The organism is Gordonia crocea (assembly GCF_009932435.1).
GTDB classification, from domain to species: Bacteria; Actinomycetota; Actinomycetes; order Mycobacteriales; family Mycobacteriaceae; genus Gordonia; species Gordonia crocea.
On sequence record NZ_BJOU01000013.1, the window covers coordinates 1 to 22987 of the forward strand.

The following is a 22987-nucleotide window of genomic DNA, read 5'->3' on the forward strand; positions in this document are numbered from 1 at the left end:
GCAGCCAGCGCATCGTCGTGGTCCGGCCGGCGGACCGTCGGATCGCGACGGTCCAGGCCAGTACCGCGCTGCGCCGCGACGACGCCGACGGCGGCGGATGCGCGAGCCCGGTGCTGATGGCCGCGGTCGACCGGGTGACGGTCGAGCGCACCACCGCCGCACCGACCGGCGAATCGAGTATCCAAACCGATTCCACCCGACCGGCGGCGCTGCTGCCGCACCGCGACGGCCTCACCTACCTGGCCGCCCCCAACACCGGGACCGAACTGCGGTTCTTCGACCCGGTGACGCGGCGCAGCGTGCCGCTGGTGCCCCTCGGAACCGATACCGTCGACGGCCTCGACGTCACGCGGATGCGCGCGGAGATCCCCGACACCGACCTCGCCGCCCTGCCCGGCGCCGACCCGCACAGCCGGATCACCAAACCCGGTGCCTGGTTCGGCTGGCCGGGGGCGAACGTGACCGCCGACTCGCACCAGCGGGGGAGCTACACCCTGTGGATCGACCAGAAGTCGGGACTGATCGTCGACGCGGAGATCGCCGTGACGCGCGAGTACCGCGCCGGCGACCGTCGACTCACCGAGTTCGACGCCACGCTGCGCTACGACGCCAAGACCCGCAAGACCCTGGTGGCGGCGGCCCGTGCGCAGGCCCGACCGATATGGCTCGCGAGGCGGGTGGTCCCCCTGGTCGCGGGTCTGCTGGCCATCGCCGCCATCGCGGGCCTGCTGCTGCACCGGCGTCGCGAGCCCCGCGGCACCGAACAGGGCGTTGCCGGAGACCGACCGTGAATATAGGGTAGGCATACCTTACTTAGGGGGTATGGCATGGCCGCAATCGGCTCGCGTCTGGCAGACATCGTCAGCGACCTGGTCCTGCGCAACGCCGAGGTCCGCGACGTCGCACCGGTGGCACCGGGTTTCGTCCGGGTCACCCTGACCAGTCCCGGCTTTAGCAGCTCAAACTGGTCTCCCGGGATGAAACTGCAGCTCCGCGCACAGCGCGGCGGCTTCCAGTTGCGCACGTATACGCCCGTCAGCTGGGACAACGACACCGCGTCGACCCAGGTGATCGGCTGGAATGCCGACCACGGGCCGGGCGGCCGATGGTTCGGCGAGGTTGCGGTGGGCGACGTCTGCGAGGTCTTCGGCCCGCGCCGCTCGCTGCCCCTCGGCGATCTCGCCGACGACGCGGTTTTCGTGGGCGACGAGACGAGCATCGGACTCGCCAGCGCCTTCCACGCGCTGCGCCCCCACGCCTTCCACGTGTTCGAATCCGTCGACCTCGCGGCCCTGACCGCCGCGCTCGACGCCCTCGGCCTACCGGCGGCACAGCGGGTCGTGGTCGCCAAGGACGACGACCGCGGCGCACTGCTGGGGCACCTGCGAGACCACGCCGCCGACATCAAAGACCCGTTCGACATCGTCGTCACCGGCGATGTGGCCACCGTCCGCGCGGTCCGGCGCAGCGCCCGCGAACTATCGGCGCGGAAGGTCCACGGGAAGGCCTACTGGGCCAAGGGCCGCGCCGGCCTCGACTAGGACGAGTCCGGAGCGGGACGAGGCTAGAAGCGGCCGCCGACGCCGATCCGGCCCGAGCTGCTCGACCCGCCGAACGAACCCGGCGAACGGCCCTCGTAGGTGTAGCCGTCGCCGCCGCGGCGGGCTCCGCCGGTGTCCAGGCGGCCCCCGCCGCGCAGGAAACTGTCGACGAGGATTCCGCCGAGCACCGCGCCGATCGCCGACGCATCCCCGCCCTGGGTGGTGGGGCGCTCGGTCTGCTGCCACGACACGACGTCGGCCTGGGCACTCATCAACGCCTCGTCGGCGAGAGAACCGGCCCGGCGCGCCTCGTCGATGGCCGCCGTGGTCTCGGCCTCGGGCCGCGCCTGGGCCGAGGCGAGAAGCCGCTCGGCCTCCGCGAGCCGGGTCCGGGCCTGCGTCTGCACGGCCCCGCGCCGCGTGGCGATGAAGTCGCGGGCGGCGGAGACTTTGCCCTCCGCCGCGGCCGTTCCCCGCTCGCGCAGTTCGACGTTGCGCTTGCGCAGGCTGACTTCGGCCCGCCCCGCGGTGAGTGCCTGGTCCAACTCGGCATCGCACTCGACCAGTGCGTTGAACGCGCCGAACGGGTCGGACTCGACGTTGGCCGAGGCATAGTCGAGGGCCTCGCGCGCCGCGGCGACCGCTGCGGTCAGCTCGGGCGTGGCGGTGAGGCCCTCAGCCTCCTTGAGCTCCCCGGTGACCTCGTCGATCAGCCCGGGCAGCCGCGTGGCCGCCTCGCCGATCGCGGCGTCGGCGTTGGCGATCGCGTTGAGCAGTTTGTCGGCCTGGGCCACGGCGCCCTCGGCGGCACGGATGGCCGCGACCGCGGCCCCCTGCCGACCGGCCGGTTTGGTGACGGCCTCGCGACCGTCGTCGACGTTCTCCTCGGCGAAGGCGATCTGTTTCTCCGCGAGCTCCACGTTGTGCGAGACGGCTTTGACCCGGGCCTCCCCGTGCTTGGCGATCAGCACGGCGAGCGACGCCTCGGCGGTTTGCGAGCGGGTCTTGAGGTCGACGATCCGGCGGGTCAGGTCGTCGAGGCGGTCCGGCGCACCGAGAAGGAGGTTGCGCATCTCGTCGAAGGCCCGCACCTGCTCGTCCAGGGCGCCGTCGACATCGTGACAGGTGGTGATGATCTCCACGAGCATCGAGCGCCGCTCGTCGGAGGTCTCTTCGATCGCGTCGTCGAGGCGCTGGCGCAGCACGAAGGAATTGGCCACGCCGCGCTGTGCCGCGTCGAGGGCGGCCCGAAACGGTGCCGTGGCCTGCTCGCCGAACTCGTCGACGGCGAGGCGCAGTTCCTCGGCGCTGGTCCGCACGGCGTTGTCGGTGTCGGTGAGGATCTCCTTGGACCACTCGTCGAGCACCTCGATCGACTGGGATCCGAGCTGGTCGACGGTGAGTTCGTCGGAGGCCTGGCGCAGCGAATCGATCTGCGCCTTCGCCTCCTGTTCCCGGCGCCGCCGCGTGTACAGGTAGGCCCCGCCGCCAGCGACGACCGCCGTGCCGCCGACGCCCGCCGCCACGTAGGCGGCCGTGTTCGACGGGGAGAGCGCCTTGTCGATCCCGTTCGCCGCGCCGACCCCGGCCGCGGCCCACGCGCCCTTCTTCAGTTGCGGTTCAACGTCTTTCGCCGCGACGGCATTGACCTTTTCCTGGGTGAGGCCTTCGGGGGCCGACAGGTAGTAGCGGTGCGCGTCGGTGGCCACGGCGAGCAGAACGTCGCGCTCGGTGAACTCGCTGGCGGTGACGACCTGAGCCGACCAGTCCGCGGCGGTGAGGTTGCCGAAGTTCTTCACGTAAACCACCCACAGGCTCAACCCGCGCTCGGTGTAGAGGTGCTCGATGGCCCGTTGCAGCTCGGCGCGGTCCGCGGCGCTGATCACCCCGGCCGGGTCGTGGATCTGCATCTGTTCGGGCAGGGTCATCGGGGGTTCGGCATGGGCCGCCCCCGCCCCCGCCATCCCGACGAACGCCGATGCGAACACGACGATCGCAGCGGCGAGCTGGCGGAGGATCAAACGAGCGAAAGCCATGGGTTCAACATAGTCCGTCGCCGTGGGATAGTGGCGCGATGACGGCGTGGCGGGGCTCGGCGCAGTGGGATGCCGTCGTCGTGGGATCCGGACCCAACGGGCTGACCGCGGCGGCGACCCTGGCACGCGCCGGGCGGCGGGTACTGGTCGTGGAGGCCGCCGACACCGTGGGCGGGGGAACCCGCAGCGCCGAACTCTTCGAATCCGGTGTCGTTCACGACCTGTGTTCGGCGGTCCACCCGTTGGGCCGCGTCTCGCCGGCCTTCGCCGAGCTGGGCCTGGCCGAACACGGGTTGACCTGGGCCACCCCCGAGGTGTCCCTGGCCCACGTCGTCGACGAATCGCGCGCGCTGGCCGTGTTCCGCGACTCCGGCGCCACCGCGGCCGGCCTCGGCGCCGACGGGACGGCGTGGCGCCGGTTGGTCGAGACCGCACCCGATCGGCTGGCCCCACTCGTCGACGAGGTGCTGCGGCCGGTGCGCCTCCCCCACCGGCCGCTGCTGATGGCCGGCTTCGGGGCGCGGGCACTCCTGCCCGTCGACGTGTTCACCCGCGCGTTTCGCGACGAGACGACCCGGGCGCTGTTCGCGGGCGTCGCCGCGCACGCGATCATGCCGATGTCGGCGCCGGCCTCGACCGGTCCGGGGTTGCTGCTGCTCGCCCCGGCCTCGGTGACCGGGTGGCCGATCGCGGTCGGCGGATCGCAGGCGATCGCCGATGCCCTCGTCTCCTGTCTGCGGGCGGCCGACGGGGTGATCGAGACGGGCCGCCCCATCCGGCGGTTCGAGGAGCTGCCACCCGCGGCGCAGTACTACTTCGACACCTCGGCACGCGACCTGGCGGCCATCCTCGGCGACCGGCTGGCGCCGCGCGCACGGCGCCGCTATGAACGGTGGCGGTATGGGCCCGGGGTCTGCAAGATCGATTTCCTGCTGTCCGAACCGATCCCGTGGCGCACCGACGCCCCGACCCGGACCGCGACGGTCCACGTCGCCCGCGACTACCGCCAGATCGCCGACACCGAAGCCACCGTCGCCCGCGGCGACCACCCGGGCAGACCCTGGCTGCTGGCGGGGGAACCCACCCGGATCGACCCGACGCGCGCGGGGGCGACCGGTCGCCACACCGCCTGGGCGTACTGCCACGTGCCGCACGGGTCGTCGACCGACATGGGCCCGGCGATGATCGACGAACTGGAGCGCTGCGCACCCGGCTTCCGCGACGTCATCCTCGCCTCCCGGGTGACGACGGCCGCCGGGCTCGGCGACTACGACGCCAACTACGTCGGCGGCGACATCGCGTCGGGTGCCACCTCGCTGCGGCAGATCCTGGCCCGGCCGCGGTGGCCGGTCAACCCCGTCGCACCGAACCCGTATGCCACCGGGGTCCCCGGGGTCTACCTCTGCTCGTCGGCCACCGCACCGGGCGGCGGGGTGCACGGCATGTGCGGCTACCGGGCGGCGCGCTTCGGCCTGGCGCGCTGACCACCCCTCAGCGGTCGGCGGCTGCTGCCGCCGGGGCCTCCTGCTTGCGCAGGTAGATGCTGGAGAGGAAGGAGGCGGCGATGATGAACACCCCGGTCAACCCGGTCACGACCTCCGGGATGTGGTGGCCGATGGAGACCAGCAGCATGACGGCCAGGGCGCCGATCGCCCAGTGCGCCCCGTTCTCGAGGTAGACGTACTCGTCCAGCGTGCCACGGCGGACCATGAAGACGGTGAGCGAGCGGACGAACATCGCCCCGATGAGACCGAGGCCCAGCGCGATGATGATCGGGTCGGCGGTGATGGCGAAAGCGCCGATCACCCCATCGAAGGAGAAGGACGCGTCGAGGACCTCGAGGTAGAGGAAGAGCATGAAGGCGGCCTTGCCGGTGACCACGGCCGCTTGGCTGGGTCCGGTCCGTGCCGGCGACCCCTCGAAGTCCAGGGCGTCGGCCATCGGGGCCTCCTCCGGCGGCTCGATGTGGAAGTAGTTCGAGAGCCCGTTGACGAGGAGGTAGGTCAGCAGACCCAAGATGCCGGCGACGAGCACGACGTGGCGCTGGCCGTCGTCGGCGAGGAACTGGGCGGTCCCCACCAGGGCCACCAATGCGAGGATCACCGAGGCCTGGGCAACCCGCCCCATCCGCTCCAGCAGCCCTTCGATCCGCCTCATCCACCGGCGGTCCTTCTGGCCGAGCATGAAGTCGAGGAAGAGCATCAGCAGGAACATCCCGCCGAAGGCGGCGATCTGCGGGTGGGCCGCGGTGATGATCGACTCGTAGGTGGGACTGCCGTCGGTGGGCGGGTTAAGGGCCAGGCGGATCGCCTCCACCGGCCCCAACCGCGGGTTGGTGGTGGCCCAGACGATGAGCAACGGGAACACCAGCCGCATGCCGAAGACCGCGATGAGGATGCCGACGGTGAGGAACATCCGCTGCCAGAACGGGCTCATCTGGCGCAGGATCGAGGCGTTGATGACGGCGTTGTCGAAGGACAGCGAGATCTCCAGGATGCCCAGGATGAGGACCAGTGCGACGGCCTGCGCGGCCCCCAACGGGGAGGTCAACCCGTAGAGGTAGGCGGCCACGACCGCGGCGATGGAGACGAAGACGGACAGCCCGAAGATGCGGAACACGGGTTCATTCTCTCAGGCGGTATGCCCCGAACGGGCGACCTGTGGGCCCAGCGCCGTCCGGGACCGCCCAATCCCGTTCCGCTCCCACTACTCTGAGATCGATGGCTCCGCGATGGCCCCTGGTGGGGAGGGTGAGTGAGGTCGCCCGGATTCGCAGCGGACTCGACGAGGGGGTCCGCGCCGTTCTCGTGTCCGGACCGGCGGGAATCGGCAAGACCCGGCTCGCCGAGGAGGCGACCACCGGCTCGCGGACCGTCCGCCGCGTGCGCGGCAGCGCGGCTATCTCGACGGTCCCCCTCGGCGCGTATGCGGAGTACCTGACCGGCGGCGAGGCCGATCCCGCCCTGCGGATCGGGCAGTTGATCGCCGCCTTGTCCAGCCCGCCCGGCGAATCCCTCGTCGTCGTCGATGATGTCCAAGAACTCGACCCACTCTCCCTCGCGGTCACCCGCGCCCTCGCGCAGTCCCCGTCGGTACCGGTGGTCCTGATCTGGCGGACCGGCGATGAGGAGGCGGGTCCGGACCTCGCCGACCTGTTGCGTGTCGACGGCCTGGACCGGATCGAGCTGGCACCGCTGCCGCGGCCGGAGGTCGACGCACTCGCTCGAACCGTCCTTGGCCCCGACGTCGATGACGAAGCCCTCGCCCGGCTGTGGCACCGCTCGGAGGGCAACCCCCTGTTCCTCACCGCATTGTTGGCCGACCCCGACGCGGCGCGGGAGGTCGACGACCCCGGCCGTCACCTGCCCACGACGCTGGTCGATCTCATCGCCACCCGGTTGCGCCCGCTGTCCGCCGAGGTTCTCGAGGTGCTCGACCTCGTCGCCCTCGGCGACCCCCTCCCCCACTCGGTGCTCACCGGGATCACCGGGGCCGCCGCGGTGGAGGCGGCGGAGTCGGCCCGGTTGATCCTCGTCACCGACGCCAGCGCCGAGCGCGGCGCCGGTGTCCACCTCGCGCACCCGCTTTACGGCGAGGTCCGGTTGGCCACCGTCGCCGAATCCCGGCTGCGGCGCCTGCGTACCCGGCTGGTCGAGGCGCTCGCGGCCGACTCCGCCACCGACGGAGCCGCCGCGGTGAAGCGTGCACTGCTGGCGAGCCGATCCGATGCGCCGGACCTGGATGCCGCGCTCGTCGACGGGTCGGTGGGTGCGATCGGGCTGGCGGCGCTGCCCCTCGCCATCGATCTGGCGAGCCGGGTCGGCCCGGGACCGCACCTCGCCGCCGCACAGTTGACGGCGGCGCACGCGATGACCGTGCTCGGTGACGCCGACGGCGCCGAAACCATGTATGCCCGGATCTCGGCCGCGGATCTGACTGCGCCGCAATGGGAATCACTGCTGGTCCTGATGGCCTACACCAGGCTGTGGAGCCGCAACGATGCCGCCGGGGCGGCCCGGGTCCTCTCCCGTGCGACCGACGCGCAGGCCGGGACCGCGGCCCTGGCCGCCGAGGCCATGCTGCTGACCGCGGCCGGCGCACCCCGCGAGGCGATCGGGCTGTTTGCCCGGTTCCACGCCGGGGCCCCGCAGAGCGAGCAGGCCCGCATCACCGTGGCCTGGGCCGAGCTGACCGCCCTGGCGGAGACCGGCGCGATGAGCGAACTCGACGACGTGATGCGCGCGGAGACGGTGCGCGCGGAAACCTCGGCCCTGATCGGCTATTGGCGCCTGACCCTGGCCTTCCCCCACCTGCGCGCCCAGAAGCTCGCGGGCGCACCCGATTTGGCCCAGCGCGCGTGGGAGACGGTACGCGCCCAGGTCCCTCCCCAGCCCGGCGCGGTCACGGGCTGGTTGACCGGCTTCGATGGAATCGCCGCCAGCGCCCGCGGCAACCTGCGCGCCGCGGGAGCCGCGCTCGACGAGGCACTCGCCGAGTTCGACGCCGCGGACTGCGGGCCCGAGATGTGGTTCGGCTTCGCGTTGGAACGCGCCGAGGTCGCCGCACAAGCGGGTGACCACGAGGTCCTCACCGCACTGTTGGAACGGCTCAGTGCCGGCGACCATGCCGGCTATGCCTCGATGCGGCCGCTGTGGCAGGCCGTCGCCTCCTGGTCTGATGCCTTGGCCGGTGCGGTATCAGCAGCCATTCGGCAGTGCCTCGACGCAGCGGAATCCGCCCGGGCCGCAGGACAATCCGCGTTTGAGGTGTACTGCCTGCAGACCGCGGTGCGCTTCGGTGCGGCCACCGCCGCCGAGAGGCTGGCCGCACTCGCCGAGGCGCTGCCCGACCTTCCCCGGGCCCGGTTGGCCGCGGTGCACGCCGCGGCGGTGGCGGCCGCCGACGGCGCCGCGTTGATCGCCAGCAGCGAGGAGTACGAGCGATACGGCCTCCTGCCCGAGGCGGCCGACGCCGCCGCACAGGCCGCGACGGCCTACCGCGGCGAGCAGCGGTCCGGGTCGGCGCTCACCGCCACCGAGCGAATGCAGTCGCTGGCCGACCAGAGCGGCGCGAACACCCCGGCCATGGCGGCCGTCGTCGCCGACGACGGGCTCACCGACCGGCAGCGCGAGATCGTCCGGCTGGCCGCAAACGGCCTGTCCAACAAGGAGATCGCCGAACGCCTCGTCGTGTCCGTCCGCACCGTCGAAGGCCACCTCTACCGGGCGTCACAAATTCTCGGCGCGCCGGTGCGGGGTTCGTAACGATCAGCACCCGGCGCAAACGCCTAGGCGATCCGCGGCGGCGGCGAAGAAGACTCGTCGGACTCCCACGGATGTTGCGGCGCCGGTCCGGGGATATCGGGTATCACCAGACTCCCTGTCTTGCGCCGTAACCAGAATCGCACGTCGTCGATGGGGCCTCGATGGCGGCGGAGAACCAACCGCCCGCGGAACTCCTGCGGTGACCGCGGCAACTCCACACCGGACTCCAAGGCGAGGAGGTGGCCGACGAGCCGCTGCGCGGCCAAACGCTCGGCTCGCGAGTACAGCCGCTCCGGGTCATCGGTGTGACGGATGACCGGCCGCACCGCGTCGATGACGTCGCCGGTGTCCAAGCCGACGTCGACGAAGTGAATCGTTGATCCGACGGCATCGAACCTTTGATCGCCGATCGCGGTGAAGAAGCAGTGACATCCGCGGTAGTCGGGCAGGTGACCGCCGTGGATATTGACGATCGGCACCCCGATTGCGCGGATGGTCTCCGACGACAGCCGCGTCGTACAGGTGATCACACAGAGATCAGCACCGGATGCCTCGACCGCGGCGCCGACCCGTTGGTCGTTGATGTCACCCACGACCAACGGCGCCGGGCGCTGCACGGTCGGAAACCCGTCATGACGGGGATCGAAGTAGCGGCGCCGGTATCGGTTCTTGCCGAACACGCCACGCCGGATCCGGTGGTACTCGGCCGCCGCCGCGTCCACCCAACGCCGGCGGCGCCAGATCGCATGCCGTTGGGCACTGCCGGGCTCCTCAACGGTGCAAACCAGTTGTAGCTCCGACGCCAGGAGTCGTTCCAAATACAGGTTGTGGAAGTCGTCCCCTCGCATCAACGCGACCTTGAGTCGGCCAACCCCATCATCTGATCGCGGAGCCATCAGCACCCTCCGTCATTCCGTCCCGTCCCCTCGCATGGCAAGCACCTTTCTCAACCACCTTGCGTCGGCTGCCGCCGCATCCGCCGCACCCGTCCGATAGTCGTTCTCGATGACGTAGACACCGGTAAAGCCCCCCGCGCACAACTGGCGGATGGTGCCGGCGACATCCGCACCGCCATCTCCCAAGCGACGATCGCCCAGGCCTGCGGCCCCGTCCTTGACATGGACGAAAGAGCGAATCCGGGTGGTGTGGGCCGCCAAGACCTCCCGATGGTCGACACCGGCGACGACGAGATTCTGGGTGTCGAACAGCAGCTCGACCCCATCGTCGCCCACAAGCGCGAAAAGCGTGGACAGTTGCTCGCCAGGCAGCACGTTCTCCGTCGCAACCGTGACCCCCGCCGCAGCGGCGCGCGCACCAGCCAGGCGCAGAAGTTCGGCCGTGCGCTCGAGGTCGGCACCACCGGTAATCTCCGCCTGCTCGAACGACGGCAGATAGACATACCGGACCTCGAGATCGGATGCCACGTCTATCGCCTCCGCCACGGCGGCTTCCGCATGCGTCCCGGCCACCCCGGTGAGTTCCAGCCGATTGATCGCCAGTCCGGCAAGACGGACGTGCGACTCGGCCGCCGCCGTGCGAAGTCCCGCCGTCGTGGCGGCCTCGACGTCGACCAGGTCCAGGTGCAGATGCGCAAAGCCGTGTTCGGCCGCCCACCGCACTGCCGCTACACCCCGCACCGGCAGAGTCCAGGCGGTCACCCCCAACTCCGGCTGCACCCGCCCGATCATACGGAGACACCGAGGTCGCGAAAGTGCGCGAGGAGGAACTCCGGGGAACTGAAGAGAGCCAGCCGGTCGGTGACTGCGTCACCGCTGCGAGTCAGCGAGACCGACCTTCGCACACACCACGCCGCCGCGCGGAGAACCACGAACGGCATGAACGCGGCCACGTGGTCGGTGAGCGTCGCGGCGTCGAGGCCCGCGTGCGAGCTGTAGGCCCGAATCACGCTCTGCTCGTCGCCGAATTCTTCAATACCCCAGGAATCGGCCCACCGCAGGGTGATCGGCGACAGGAGGTACGCGAGGTCCCAGGCGGCACTCCCCCGTCGCGCACCCTCCCAGTCGAGGAACCGGCACCGGTCAGCGGCGAGCACGATGTTGTGTTGGATCAAGTCGGTGTGCAACAGGACCGGTACGGTCTCCGGCAGCCCCCGCTGCTCGAGGACTCCGGCGCACCGGCGCAGAACCCGCGTGGCAGAGGTGTCGGGCACCGTCGAGTCCAGCAGCTTCTCCGCCTCTCCGAGCAGGAATTCCTTGGCTGGACGGGAATCGAGCAACGGTCCGGATCGCCGCGGCACACATTGATGCACGGTCGCCAAGGTTTCAGCGCAGTGCGATAGGCCGGCGGGGTACGGGAGGAAGTCGCCACCGAGGAACGACTCGACGATCATCGGGACCGCCCCCGGAGAATCGACCAGCGCGAGCGGGCGCGGCGCGACGTCCAGCGGTGCGAGGTCGACCAGCACCGCGAACTCGCGCTGCAACTGGGCGATAGTGCTGAGCCCCCACTGACTGCGACGGCTGACCCGGGCGACGTGGACCTGCCCACCGGAGTAGACCAGGAAGTTGGCGTGATAGATGCCGTCGACGAGCAGCGTGACGGTGGTGTTCGCCGGGTCGGGCAGCCATGGAGTCGGGGAGTGACGCCGCAGGGATTGTTCGACGGCCGACCGGAGGCCGTCGACATCCGCGGTCACCGCCGGAACGCGGTTTGCAGCAGCGACAGACGCTCGACAAACCGGTCCAAAACCGAAGGGTCCACCAGGAGTGCGTGGTGCGGCAGGGTGAAACACGTGGCCGCCAGGTGGTCTGCGCCCCTGAGGTCACCAGCCGGCTGCACCAGGCGTTCGACGTGTTCGGCGGGGAACCTGCGGTACAGCCCCGGACGGTAGAGCCGGTGTTGGGGCATCGGCGCCCCGACCGGTTCCAGGAAGAGTCCCACCAACCGCGACAACTCCGACCGCACCACCTCGGCCGACGCCCCGCCGAAGGCCTCGGCATCGATCTGGATCGGCAGGTGCCAGAATGTCTCCCGGTCCACCCGGGGGTCATCGCGCCGGCGAACGGTGCGGACCCCCTCCACCTCGTCCAGAGCCGACTCCAGGTGTTCGACGCGCTGCACGCGAACCTCGTTCTGCGCGTCCAGCATCGGCAACGCAACCCTGAGGATGGCCGCCTGAATCTCGGTCAGGCAGTGGTTGTGACCCTGCCACCCCCGACCAGGGACCAGATCGGGGAACCCCTCGTCGGCTCCCTCGTCGGACCAGACTCGCCCATCGGCGCGAAGTTGCTGCAGCCCATCGGACAGGCTGGGGTCGCGAGTCACCGCAGCGCCGCCCTCGCCCGACGTGAGCAACTTCGAACTCTGGAAACTGAAGGCCGCGGCCCGGCCATGAGCGCCGACACGGCGGCCCCGCCACACTGCGCCGTGCGCCTGGGAACAGTCTTCGATCATCACGATCCCGTGGCGCTCGCAGAGCTGCTCGAACTCGTCGAGGTCGGCGATCGAGCTGGACAGATGGGTGACCAACACTGCCGTCACCCTCGGCCCGATCAGGGCAGCCGCGGCACGCGGATCCATCGCAAAGGTCTCCGGGTCGATGTCGACAAACACCGGGACTGCTCCGACCCGGACGACCGCAGAGGCACAGGCAACCCACGCGAGTCCCGGTACCAAGACTTCGTCGCCGTAGGACACGCCGCAGGCGCTTAACGCCGCGACCAGCGCCGACGATCCATTCGCGGTCGGCGCCACGGCCCCGACACCGAGGTAGTCCGCGAACTCGGCGGCGAACCGCTTCTCCTCACTCGGGGCTTGCCCCTTCATACCGCTGATCGCCCACCTGCCACTGTGCAGAACCCTCCGCACCGCCGCGTCGATCTCCGGGGTGGTGAACGGCCACGTCCCCCATGCCAGCGGAGGCAGTTGCGGGGCAATCGTTTCCGGGTCGCCCATCAACCACCCCGGTGACCCGAAGGCACGCGTCGCGTGGCGGCAACCAGGTCGACGGCATCGCGGAGCGCCTCCGACGAGATCTCGGCACGTTCGGCCACGAAGTAGGTGCCGCCGATGCGCGACGGCAGCGGCAGGTTGAGTTTACGTCCGCGGTGCCGGGCCGAATCGTCCAAACCCCGTTCGATCACTGACAGATCAGCCATGACTGGGTGCCACGTTTGGAGTCCAAACCGTTGGGCGAGTTCCACGATCATCTCGTACGCCGCGCGATCGAGCGACCCTCGGAGCACCGACACCGCCGAGAACAGCATCACGTCGAGCGCTACGGCTTCCCCGTGCGCCAGCCGGTGACCCGTCTCGACCTCGAAGATTCCACTGACCGTATGTCCGAAGTCGACACGTCGACGCAGGTCGGACTCAAAAGGGTTCGAGGCGAGTTCATCGACCATCCCACGAATCGCCCGGTCCACAATCGCGCGCACCTCCGGGGTATCGCGGGCTCCGGGTTCGAGTAGCAGCGCGCCGTGCTGCTCCAACAGCTCGAACAGCCCACCGTCGCCGGCTACCGCGAGTTTGAGGATCTCCGCTATGCCGCAACGGATTTCGCGCGGCGGAAGGGTCGCAAGAAATGCCCCGTCGGTGAGCGTCGCCTCGGGTGGATTGAACGCGCCGGCAATGTTCTTCGCACCGCCGGAGTTGACTCCACATTTGAGGCCGACCGCGGCGTCGACCTGGGCGATCAAGGTCGTCCCGATCTTGATGTGTGAAACGCCCCGCCGAAAAAGCCCGGCCGCCAGACCCACCATGTCAAGGAGAATGCCGCCGCCGATTCCCACGATGACCCCATCGCGGGCAAGTCCTCGCTCGCCGGCGACATTCACGATCCGTTCGACACTCGCCAGCGATTTGGCATGTTCGCCCGTCGGCACCACCATCACATCGGCGGCCGCGAGCCCAAGGGCAGATCGAATCTCGCCGATTGCCGCCGCATAGAGGCGATTCACCGTCGGGCTGACGACGATCAGCGCCGGCCGCCCCCGAACTGCAGCCACCACCCCGGTGGCGTCGGACACCACCGCGGCGCGCCGGATCTCCGTCGACGTCTCCCGGGTCGCGCGGAGAACGGTGATGGGCGCGGAATCCTTCGCGAGTCCACTTCCCGTCATCGGAACCTTCCCCGCCGCTCATCCAGGGCCGCCAACAGGTGGGCGGCAGCCTCCTCGGCCATGCCCGCACGGGCCTGCGCGGTCGCCGAACCGATGTGGGGAGTCACGACGAGATTCGGCACCCCGAGCAACCGGCTGGGGATACCCGGCTCAGCGACGAAGACGTCGACGCCGGCACCGGAAAGGTGCCCGCTCGCCAACGCGCGCAGCAGCGCATCCTCGTCGACGATTCCTCCTCGGCTCGTGTTCACCAGGGCCGATCCGGGCGGCATCAGCGCGATCTCCCGCGCGCCGATCAGGTTCACCGTCTCCGGGGTGCGCGGCACGTGGATCGACACGACATCGGAGGCCGCGAGCAGATCGGGCAACTCCGCCCGAAACCCCGGCTCCTCCGACGGGGTGCGCCGGTGGTGCAGGACGGTCATTCCCAGCGCGGCGGCCATGTCTGCGACGCGTCGGGCTATCCGCCCGTAGCCGACCAACCCCAGCGTCAGCCCGGCGACGCCGCGACCGACGACGTGGTCGAACGCCCACCCGGGCCACGTCTGGTCATCCAGTTCGGCGACGGCCGCAGGCACCCCCCGCGACACCATGAGGATCAGGCAAACGGCGAGTTCGGCAGTCGGGACGACGGTGGCCTCCGGGGCGCTCACCAGCGTGATGCCCCGCGCCGAAATCGCGTCCTGGTCCACCGCGTCGGTTCCCGCACCGGCGACGGCCACGACACTCAGGCTGGGCATGGAGTCGAGGACCGCGCCGTCGACCCGGTCGGTCGGCCCGACGAGCAATGCCTCCGCATCAGATGCCGATCCGATTGGGCCGTAGACGACCTCGAAGGGGCCGTCCAGCGCTGACACCGGCGCCGGGATGGTGACCAGGACGCGAGTCGTCACGGTGCTCCTCCAACCACGGCCACGGGTGAACCCGCAACTCTTCGGCATGATCCTATCGCCAGCGGTCAGCCCCCGCAGACACCCTGAGCCTCCTGCTGATTCACGGGGCGCGGCACGCGCACCACCGGTTAGACTCGGCCCGTGCCCGTCCCCTCCAATCCGCTGCCGTTGGGCACCCGTCTGCCCTGGTTCCGGTTGACCGACCTGGACGGCAACGAATGTGCCGCCTCCGACGTCGGTGACGGGCAAATCGCGATCGTCGCCTTCATCTGCAACCACTCGCCCTATGTGCGCCACATCGAGACCGTCCTCGCCGAACAGTTGAACGCCTACCGGCGCGAGGGGATCTTCGTGGTCGCAATCTCGCCCAATGACGTCATCAGCTATCCGTCCGACAGCCTCGCGATGATGCGGGAGCAGGCGACCCGCGACGTGGTCTTCGAGTTCCCGTACTGCCTCGACGAATCGCAAGAGGTGACCAAGGTGTTCCAGGCTGCCTGCACCCCGGAGATATTCGTGTACGACACCGCGGGGCGCCTGGCCTACCACGGCCAGTTCGACGCGAGCCGCCCCAGCGTCGCCGATGGAACGCCGGTGACGGGCGACAGCCTTGCTCGTGCCATCACCGCGGTGCGCGTCGGCGATGCCCTCAACACCCCGCAGTCGTCGTCATTGGGCTGCAGCGTCAAGTGGCGATCGGGCAATGAGCCGGACTACGTCCTGGCGCTTCCCGACCAGCGCTGGATCCTCGACGTCGGATAGCCATGTATCTCGACGTCGCCAGCTACATGCTGACAGTGCTGACTTTCTCCGTGGGCTTCCTGAGCGCGCGGCGCCACGCGCATTTCGATGTGCTGTCCAAAGATCTCTCCGACCGGTCGTGGAAAATCCGGCAGGCCCTCAACCAAGGACAGAATCTCGGCCCCCGCGACCTCGCCGAAGACATCGCCGCGGTGAGCGTCCGGCCCGATGCAGTCGCGAAGTTCGCGCGCATCGTGAACGGGTCCTTCTTCGTCGCGACCTGCGTCGTCTTCGTGATGGGTCTCGTCGCTTGGGAAAACACCCAGACCGATGTCCTGCTGACCATCCTGTTCATCAGCACCGCACTGGTCTTCGCCCTCGGCGAATTCGACGTCCGGTGGATGGAGTCCCAAGAACGGAATCTTGCGCACGGCACGGTGTTGGGCCAACTCGCCGTCGTCGACCGGGCCCTCAAGTCCGACGAGGACGAGACCGCCGACCGCGAGATCGCCGAGATCCGCGAGGCCTACCCGCAATGGGTGTTCGGCCGGGAGCTCGAACTCGCCCTCGCGGCGAAAGAATCGCTGCCGTCCGAGGCCACCGGCGCCCGCGAACTGCTCGGCCTCGACGCCCCGCTGGAGGCGGCGCCGTTCCTCGTCGCCGAAACCCAACTGCAGCGTGGCAACCCGATCGAAGCCCTGCAGGACTTCCAGATCGTCTTGCCTCGTTCGAGTAAGTCGCGCAACTTCGACGGACTCGCCAAGGTCCTCGGCTTCGCCGCCGGCCTGCCGCACACCCTTTTCACCGAGGTGTCGCTGCCGCCGCGCTGGTCCGCCGACTCCGCGGGCCTGGAGGTCAGCTTGTCGACGCTGCCGACGATCCGCAGCACCGCGCATTCGCTGGAGACCTTCAATTCCGGTACGAGCCTGCACGACTGGTTGGCCGAACAGCCGAAGTCGGCGGCGTGGCTCGTCTGCCGCGCGGCCACCGCCGCCGACGACGAGCTCACCGACCTGCTGGACCGGGCGAGCCGCCCCGAGTTCAGCGGCGCCCTCAACAGCCTGGGCACCGTCTGTCTGGCGCGATCGCGTGACATCGATGCGCTGCGCATCTTTGAGACGGCCGCCCGCCTGCGACCCAATTCGTCGACGGCGCATTGGGGCCGCGCCCTCGCGTGCGCACGCCGCGGCTGGACCGACGTCGCCATGGAATCCCTGCTGCGGGCGGAGAGTTTGGATCCCCGCTCACCGCGGATCATCGAACTGACCCGGATCGCCCTCAACGACGACGCGCCGGACCGGTTGCTCGCCCACCAGGGCGAATCCGACTGGTCGCCGTGGGAAACGATCCAGCTGGCCCTCCTGGGGTACCGCCTCGACCACACCGACCGGATCACCGGTCCCCGCGGCGAGTTGGTGGCGACGATCGTCGACTCCGCGCTCGCCGCCTCCCCCGAGGTGGCTCGATGACCGCCGACGCGCTGACCAGCAACGTCGAATCGATTCAGGAACATCTGGAATCCAAGCCCGTCCGGCTACCGCTTGGGATCGGCGGCGGGGGGCGCACCTTCGTGCACTGGTTGGCCGAGAGCCTGGACTTGGGGCCCCTGACCGACGCGGGGGAGGGACGGTGGACGTTCCCCGGTGGAGCGATCGTCGACCGATCGTCCCGCCCGGCCGACGACGGACCCGCCGGGGTCATCGTGGAACCCGACCGCGCCGCCGGGATTCCGCCCCACGACATCGGACCAGCCGGGGCGGCCCACCTGGCCACAACGTTCCTGGCCGCACACCTCGCCGGCGACACGGCCACGGCGCAGCGGTTCGTCGAGCGCTTCGGCCCTCTCACGTCCGTCGCCGACAGCCACGGTTGGGCGTCGATTATCGGCAACCCGACTGCGTCAATACGGCAGACCGAGGGTGCGGTCCGGGCGTCGGACGCCTTCCGCGACCATTTCCGCTCGATCCAGTCACGAGGGGGGACCCGACTTCTCGATCTCGGCCGCGTGCTGTACCTGCTCGCCCCCCAACCGATGCACCTCGGCGACGAATGGGCGAACCTCGCCTCGGCGATCTCCAACCGGGCCTACACCCTCGCCGACATCAACCTGGTCCTCAGCGAATGCACCGATCTGTTCAACATCGACTCCACCGCCGACAACCCCACCGTCGCCGCGGTCAACCCGTTCACCCGACTCCTCTTCAGCGGCTTCGTCCCCGGGTCGAGCAGTGAGTACGCCGATCTCTACACCTGGATGTCGAGACGCTCGGTGCGGTCGTTGATCCGCGACGACACCGGCGACGAATTCATCCGGACCGCGCTGCCCCTGGTCGCGGCCCGCGGCAACTGCCTCACCGCGCTCCTCGAGGACGGGGCCGTCATGCTGGCCTCCGACGTCGAGTTGCTGGCCGACTACCTCGAGCGCGACCCCGAACTCGCCGTCCACCCGGGCGCCAAAGCGGTCCTGCTCCACGCACACCGCCTCCGTTCGAGCGGTGGCGACCGCGAAGCCCAGATGGAGTTCGCCCTGCGACGCATGTCGTTGACGAGCGCAGCCGACAAGATCGCCGAAGTCCTCCCCGAACGATCCTGGCGACCGGTGTGGTCCAACTCCAGCCCCGCCAACGTGCACCGCGTCCTCGCCGAAGGGACCGCCGGAGTCCTGTCGCTGGCCGTCATCCCGGGAGTGTCGCCGTTCCGGGCCTATGCCGGCACCGGCAACGGACAAATCCACCGGGTGACCCGCACGCACGGCGAGCTCCTGGACTTGGGCGACGAGACCGGTTCGGCCGAGATCCGCGGTCTTGCCGCAATCGAGCACGACGGCGCCGACATCATCGTGGTCGCGGCCTCGGACGCGACACTCGCCGCGTATCGGGTGACACCCGGTCCGGACGCGACCGCTGTCCGCCTTTGGTGCCACGACGAGCCGTTGTCGAGCCCGTTCACCACCGCGACGATCGCCCTGCCCGCCGACGGCCCGCCCGTTGTCCTGTCCGGCGGAGTGTCAGGCACGGTGTGGGTGCACGATCTGTTGACCGGTGAAGATCTCGGCCCCCTGGTCTCTTGGGGGGCCGAAATCCGCGGTGTTCGTACCGCACACCTCGATGACCGCGACGTGGCCATCGTCGTCGCGGTGGACAGCCGGTTGGCCGTCGTCGACCTTCACACGCACGACGAACTCGCGGTGACCACCCTGGCGCAATGGTCCGCCGACGCCGGGATGGCCGCGCTCCTCACCCCGTCGTGCATGAATGCGATCGTCATGGGTGACGACGTGCGGATCGTCGTCGGCTGCGCCATGGGGGAACTGTTCGAGGTGCGCTGGTCCCCGGGCAGCCCACTGGACGTGGACCGACTCGAGCTGCCCGGCGTCCCCGACTCCGGGGTGAACGAAGTCGTGTTGCGACTCCACCGCGACGGGCTATCGCGGTTCATCGCCCGAAACGACGGGGTCTGGATCCGCTACGACCCCGACCAACCGCGCCGGATCAAGGTCTTCGTCGGACACGCCGGACCGGTGTGGGCGCAGGCGGTGATCGATGTCCCCGGCACCGGAGAGGTCGTCAGCCTGACCGGCGGATCGGAAGGCACCGTGCGGATCTGGCGCCACGTGGAAGTCATCGACGAGGCGCTGGCCTACCTCCAGGTCAATCACCACCGGGGCGCCATCCGCGCCATCGCCGTGCGCGCGAGCGACGAGGAGGTCGAGGTGGTCACCGGTGGTGACGACGGCGACGTCCGAGTGTGGCACGGCGCCAATGCCCGTCGCGGCGGCGTCGCCTCCCGGCATCAGGGCGCGATCTCCGCGTTCCTCTGGCTGCCGACCGCGTCGGGGATGCGCCTGGTCGTCGGCGCCGCCGACGGCAGTCTGCGGTTGGCCACCACCGACGTACCTGAGCAGCCCGCCCGCCTGCTGGGCATCGCCCACGAAGGTGTGACGGCCCTGGCGCCGAGTTCGACCGACGGCTCGTTCTGGTCCGCCGGTAACGACGGCGGCATCACCCGATGGGATGCCATCGCCGGGGTGGCCCGCGAGTCGCGGATGGTCTGCCGGTACGGACGGGTGACCGCCGTGGCCACCGACGGTTACGGACGCGTGCTGGTCGGCGGTCAGGACGGGTCACTCTCCCTGGTCGCGCCGGACGGCTCACATGTGATGGAGTCGCGGACCTTCGACTCCGAGGTCACCGCCATCGACGTCGTCGCCGAACTCCACTTGGCCGTCATCGGCCTGGCCAGCGGACACGTCTACACGTTGCCGATCGCGCACGGCGTGGACGGCCCAATCCGGTCCATGCACCGCCACGGCCTGAACGTGGTCGCCGTCAACGCCTTTGAGTTGTACGGCCAGTTGGCCGTGGTCAGCGTCGGCCGCGACCGCAAAGTCATGGTGGGCGACGTCAGTAGCCGTGTACTCCTGCACACGATCAGCCTCGAGGGCTTCCCCACCGATCTCGCGGTGGCCGACAACTACATCGCCGTCAGCACGACGGCCGGGGGCACGCTGTTCCAGTTCGCCGACGGTCACGTCCAGCCCGCCGCCACGCCCCGGGACCGATAGATGGCCTTCGAGTTCGGTGTTGCCGCGGGTGACCTCTCCGCGTCGTCGGTGGTCTTGTGGACGCGGGTCGGCCCCGACGAACCGATCGACTGGGTGGTCGAGTCGTCGGACGGTTCCCGGCGCGGCAGCACGCACGCGGATGCCGACGGGTTTGTCCACGTTGCCCTGGGCGCGCTCGACCCGGGTATGCCGCACCGCTATCGGTTCCACACCGAGGCCGGTGGGCCCAGCCCTTGGGGCCGGTTCCGCACGCTGCCGAGCAACGGTGGAATCCGATTCGCCGTGGCGTCATGCGCGAAGTTCAACTCCGGCTATTTCAACGCCTACGCGGCAATCGCCGAGCGCTCCGACCTCGATTTCGTCCTCCACCTCGGCGATTTCATCTACGAGGCCGGCCAAATCCCCCGTGGGCGCCAGACTCCGGGCATCGACATCGGGCGCGAGTTCGAACCGCGGCACGACTGTGTGACCTTCGACGATTATTCGACCCGGTACGCCCAGTACCGCCGCGACCCGGCACTCCGCGCACTCAGCGAAGCCCACGGCCTGCTCTTCACCCTCGACGACCACGAGATCGCCGACAACGCTTGGTCGGGCGGAGCCGAGGAACACCTCCCCGAAGACGGCCCCTGGGCAAATCGCCTGCACGGCGCGCTGGCGGCATGGGAGCGATGGCAGCCGACCACCCGGCGTCCCACGGGGGGCGGGCCGCTGTGGCAGCAGGTGCGCCTGGGCGACGTCGCCACGTTGTTCCTCTGCGAGACACGACTGAACCGCACCGACCCGAACGCCCCCGACGGGCCCGGAAAGTCGGCGCTGGGACCAACGCAGCGAGCCGAGCTCCTCGCCGCCGCCGAGGCCGGGGACGACTGGTTTGTGCTCGGCATGCCGTCAAAGCTGCTGAGCCTCCAGGCGGCCCGGGGTCACTCTGACACCGATCTCGTCTTGACCACGCTCAAATTGTCCGCCTCCGACGGCTCCCCGTTCCGGGACCGGTGGGACTCCTACGCCGGTGAGCAGTCGACCATCGTCGACGCCCTCGGCAAGGGACCCCGCCGGACGGTGGCCCTCTGCGGCGACGTGCATTTCGCCGCGTTCAGCGAACACGGCAGCCTCGCTGAATGCGTGACGAGCTCGGTCACCTCGCCCAACTTCGACGACAAGATGGGCTGGTCGGGCACCACAAAGTCTCGGCCGTACGAGGAGAAGCTCGTCGGTCTCGTCCCCGAGATGGCGTGGTGCGACCTCGATCGGCACGGGTTCCTCGTCGTCGACATCACCGCCGAAAAATTCACCTGCGAATGGTGGGGGGTGGCCTCCGTCGTCGAGCCGACCTCATCGGCGACTCTGCTCCACACCGTGACGGTGCACCCGACGACGCACTGATGTCCCGGCGCGGACTGCGACTACTCGCCCCGCATCCGCTGCCCGACGTCGCGGAGCAGCTTCTCCATCTCCTCGACGGTGATCTTCTCGTGTCCCGGAATGTTCTTGTCCAGGAACGCCACCGACGCAGCCTCGTCGTCGCTGTCGAGGATGGTCTCGAACTCCCGCAGTTGGGCATCGGTGAGTCGTGCGGACAACCTGTTGCCCACGCGGGTCTCCAATTCCCCCCACGCGAGTTCCGCGATCTCCCGCACCTCCTCGCGCGACATCCCGTCGGGTACCACTGCCGCAATTCGAGCGACGAAATCCTGGGCCATCGTTTACTCCTCCACCGTTCGGTCTACCTGTCCGCCGGGCTTGCCGCCCTGGGCGGCCGCCTGGCTCTCCAGCTTCTTGCGTTTGGCCAACCATTCGTCGAGGAAAGCGCCCTGGTTCGGTGGCTTCCCCTTGACGGCCACATTCTCCGGGTACTCGACGTCCGGGTCGAGGGGTCGCACGTCGAGATGCCCGACCCCGTTCCAGGTGGCGCGCATCAGCGCGGCGGGATCGACCCGCTCGCACGCTTCCCGGACCGCGTCCACCACCATCGTGAACGGCTGCGGCGCCACCACGGCCGACGCGTTGCGGGTGACGATGCTGTGGAAGGTCGCCAGGTTCGCCAACGTCGCGGCGTCCAGTTGGCCGCCGGTCGCCCGCACGTGTTCGGCCACGTGCGGACCCGAGGCGCGAAACACCACCGAGGTGCCGACGTTGCCGCTCAACGCCTCGGCAACCTCCGGGGCGAGCTGCCCGAGGTATTGGTGGGCCGCCGTCACCGACAGGCCGAACTTGCGCCCCTCGGACAGCATGTTCACCAGTGAGCCGGCCATCACCGCGTGCGCCTCGTCGACGATGACGTGGAACCGCCGGTCGGTGTCGCGGTTCATCGCGGCCACCCAGAACCGGTTGAGCAGCAGGTAGCCCAGCAGCCGCGACGCCGCCAATCCGATCTGGCCTTTCGCGAGATCGACAAGGATGATCCGCCCACCATCCATCGCGCCGACCGGATCGTAGGCGTCGTAGCCCGACCCGAGGATGGCCCGCAGCGCGGGACTGCCGGTGAAGCTCTCGAACTTGCTGTTGACCCAGCCGACGAGATCGCCGTACTCGGAGCTCTTCTGGTTCCGCACCTCGTTGCGCCACCACAGCACCTCGCGGGGATCGGTCTGCGCCTTCATCAGCGCCTCCCGCATCCCCTTGTGGTCGAAGATCAGCGGCACGTCGAGCAGACTCGCCCGACGGCCGCGCAGCGTCACCAGCCCACGGAGTCCCGCGCTGATCCGGTCGACGAAGCGCGGCCCGACGATTCCGGTGCGTTTGGGGTCGAACAGCTCGTAGAACATCTCACCCATGTCCGAGATGGCCGTCGCGAGAGCCGCGTCGTCGGCGGCGGCCAGCGGATTCAACGGGATCGGGTGCTCGAGGTCGTCGGCGCGCACCAC

Annotated in this window: 18 protein-coding genes; 8 read left to right on the forward strand and 10 right to left on the reverse strand. The window is 69.6% G+C overall.

Annotated features, from left to right (window positions below; translation table 11 throughout):
• Window positions 1-791, forward strand: a 791-nt coding sequence (locus nbrcactino_RS14905) for a porin PorA family protein (RefSeq protein ID WP_161928304.1), incomplete at its 5' end; no start/stop codon positions are given.
• Window positions 792-827: 36 nt separating this feature from the next.
• Complete coding sequence (locus tag nbrcactino_RS14910; protein ID WP_161928305.1) at window positions 828-1541, forward strand: siderophore-interacting protein; 714 nt, start codon at window positions 828-830, stop codon at window positions 1539-1541.
• 23 nt (window positions 1542-1564) lie between these two features.
• Here nbrcactino_RS14910 and nbrcactino_RS14915 read toward each other — a convergent pair whose 3' ends face one another.
• Complete coding sequence (locus nbrcactino_RS14915; protein WP_161928306.1) at window positions 1565-3577, reverse strand: TPM domain-containing protein; 2013 nt, start codon at window positions 3575-3577, stop codon at window positions 1565-1567.
• A 38-nt stretch (window positions 3578-3615) separates the two neighbouring features.
• Here nbrcactino_RS14915 and nbrcactino_RS14920 point away from each other — a divergent pair, with 38 nt between their 5' ends.
• Window positions 3616-5061 carry a phytoene desaturase family protein gene (locus nbrcactino_RS14920; protein ID WP_161928307.1) on the forward strand — a complete coding sequence of 482 codons (1446 nt, stop codon included), beginning with the start codon at window positions 3616-3618 and terminating at the stop codon, window positions 5059-5061.
• 7 nt (window positions 5062-5068) lie between these two features.
• On the opposite strand, the gene nbrcactino_RS14925 is transcribed toward nbrcactino_RS14920, so the two are convergent.
• Entirely contained in the window at window positions 5069-6196 is a 1128-nt protein-coding gene (locus nbrcactino_RS14925) for a DUF475 domain-containing protein (RefSeq protein WP_161928308.1), read from the reverse strand.
• Between the two features lie 131 nt (window positions 6197-6327).
• Between nbrcactino_RS14925 and nbrcactino_RS18430 the strand changes: the two genes are divergently transcribed.
• Window positions 6328-8841, forward strand: coding sequence for a helix-turn-helix transcriptional regulator (locus tag nbrcactino_RS18430; protein WP_161928309.1), 2514 nt, complete (start codon window positions 6328-6330; stop codon window positions 8839-8841).
• A 23-nt stretch (window positions 8842-8864) separates the two neighbouring features.
• Here nbrcactino_RS18430 and nbrcactino_RS14935 read toward each other — a convergent pair whose 3' ends face one another.
• The 6 genes from nbrcactino_RS14935 to nbrcactino_RS14960 are packed head-to-tail and all read right to left on the reverse strand — an operon-like array spanning window position 8865 to window position 14815.
• Window positions 8865-9689: a formyltransferase family protein gene (locus nbrcactino_RS14935; protein WP_161928310.1), complete on the reverse strand. Its 825-nt coding sequence runs from the start codon at window positions 9687-9689 to the stop codon at window positions 8865-8867.
• Between the two features lie 60 nt (window positions 9690-9749).
• Window positions 9750-10517, reverse strand: coding sequence for a sugar phosphate isomerase/epimerase family protein (locus nbrcactino_RS14940; protein WP_161928311.1), 768 nt, complete (start codon window positions 10515-10517; stop codon window positions 9750-9752).
• An 8-nt stretch (window positions 10518-10525) separates the two neighbouring features.
• Window positions 10526-11497, reverse strand: coding sequence for a phosphotransferase family protein (locus nbrcactino_RS14945; RefSeq protein WP_161928312.1), 972 nt, complete (start codon window positions 11495-11497; stop codon window positions 10526-10528).
• Window positions 11494-12756: a DegT/DnrJ/EryC1/StrS family aminotransferase gene (locus tag nbrcactino_RS14950; protein ID WP_161928313.1), complete on the reverse strand. Its 1263-nt coding sequence runs from the start codon at window positions 12754-12756 to the stop codon at window positions 11494-11496. Before nbrcactino_RS14950 ends, nbrcactino_RS14945 begins: the two co-directional genes overlap by 4 nt.
• A complete protein-coding gene (locus tag nbrcactino_RS14955; RefSeq protein ID WP_161928314.1) occupies window positions 12756-13922 on the reverse strand; it encodes a sedoheptulose 7-phosphate cyclase in 1167 nt (388 codons plus the stop codon). The genes nbrcactino_RS14950 and nbrcactino_RS14955 overlap by 1 nt, the downstream gene beginning before the upstream one ends.
• Window positions 13919-14815: an NAD(P)-dependent oxidoreductase gene (locus tag nbrcactino_RS14960; protein ID WP_161928315.1), complete on the reverse strand. Its 897-nt coding sequence runs from the start codon at window positions 14813-14815 to the stop codon at window positions 13919-13921. Before nbrcactino_RS14960 ends, nbrcactino_RS14955 begins: the two co-directional genes overlap by 4 nt.
• Window positions 14816-14956: 141 nt before the next feature.
• Between nbrcactino_RS14960 and nbrcactino_RS14965 the strand changes: the two genes are divergently transcribed.
• From nbrcactino_RS14965 to nbrcactino_RS14980, 4 genes are read left to right on the forward strand one after another with little or no spacing between them, the layout of a single operon-like run.
• On the forward strand, window positions 14957-15577 hold the full coding sequence (locus tag nbrcactino_RS14965) for a thioredoxin family protein (protein WP_007320673.1): 621 nt from the start codon (window positions 14957-14959) through the stop codon (window positions 15575-15577).
• Between the two features lie 2 nt (window positions 15578-15579).
• Window positions 15580-17025, forward strand: a complete 1446-nt coding sequence (locus nbrcactino_RS14970) for a tetratricopeptide repeat protein (protein WP_161928316.1) — start codon at window positions 15580-15582, stop codon at window positions 17023-17025.
• Entirely contained in the window at window positions 17022-20120 is a 3099-nt protein-coding gene (locus tag nbrcactino_RS14975; RefSeq protein WP_161928317.1) for a WD40 repeat domain-containing protein, read from the forward strand. The genes nbrcactino_RS14970 and nbrcactino_RS14975 overlap by 4 nt, the downstream gene beginning before the upstream one ends.
• Complete coding sequence (locus nbrcactino_RS14980; RefSeq protein WP_161928318.1) at window positions 20121-21506, forward strand: alkaline phosphatase D family protein; 1386 nt, start codon at window positions 20121-20123, stop codon at window positions 21504-21506.
• A gap of 20 nt (window positions 21507-21526) precedes the next feature.
• Here the strand turns inward: nbrcactino_RS14980 and nbrcactino_RS14985 are convergent, their stop codons facing one another.
• Both nbrcactino_RS14985 and nbrcactino_RS14990 read right to left on the reverse strand, forming a co-directional pair.
• A complete protein-coding gene (locus tag nbrcactino_RS14985; protein WP_161928319.1) occupies window positions 21527-21823 on the reverse strand; it encodes a DUF5663 domain-containing protein in 297 nt (98 codons plus the stop codon).
• A 3-nt stretch (window positions 21824-21826) separates the two neighbouring features.
• The coding region (locus nbrcactino_RS14990) for a type IV secretion system DNA-binding domain-containing protein (RefSeq protein ID WP_161928320.1) at window positions 21827-22987 on the reverse strand (1161 nt) is incomplete at its 5' end.

Bases quoted from the DNA above. Each gene is read 5' to 3' on its own strand.
- nbrcactino_RS14910 (WP_161928305.1), top strand. From the start codon at position 828: ATGGCCGCAATCGGCTCGCGTCTGGCAGACATCGTCAGCGACCTGGTC.
- nbrcactino_RS14915 (WP_161928306.1), bottom strand. From the start codon at position 3,577: ATGGCTTTCGCTCGTTTGATCCTCCGCCAGCTCGCCGCTGCGATCGTC.
- nbrcactino_RS14920 (WP_161928307.1), top strand. From the start codon at position 3,616: ATGACGGCGTGGCGGGGCTCGGCGCAGTGGGATGCCGTCGTCGTGGGA.
- nbrcactino_RS14935 (WP_161928310.1), bottom strand. From the start codon at position 9,689: ATGCGAGGGGACGACTTCCACAACCTGTATTTGGAACGACTCCTGGCG.
- nbrcactino_RS14950 (WP_161928313.1), bottom strand. From the start codon at position 12,756: ATGGGCGACCCGGAAACGATTGCCCCGCAACTGCCTCCGCTGGCATGG.
- nbrcactino_RS14955 (WP_161928314.1), bottom strand. From the start codon at position 13,922: ATGACGGGAAGTGGACTCGCGAAGGATTCCGCGCCCATCACCGTTCTC.
- nbrcactino_RS14970 (WP_161928316.1), top strand. From the start codon at position 15,580: ATGTATCTCGACGTCGCCAGCTACATGCTGACAGTGCTGACTTTCTCC.
- nbrcactino_RS14975 (WP_161928317.1), top strand. From the start codon at position 17,022: ATGACCGCCGACGCGCTGACCAGCAACGTCGAATCGATTCAGGAACAT.
- nbrcactino_RS14980 (WP_161928318.1), top strand. From the start codon at position 20,121: ATGGCCTTCGAGTTCGGTGTTGCCGCGGGTGACCTCTCCGCGTCGTCG.
- nbrcactino_RS14985 (WP_161928319.1), bottom strand. From the start codon at position 21,823: ATGGCCCAGGATTTCGTCGCTCGAATTGCGGCAGTGGTACCCGACGGG.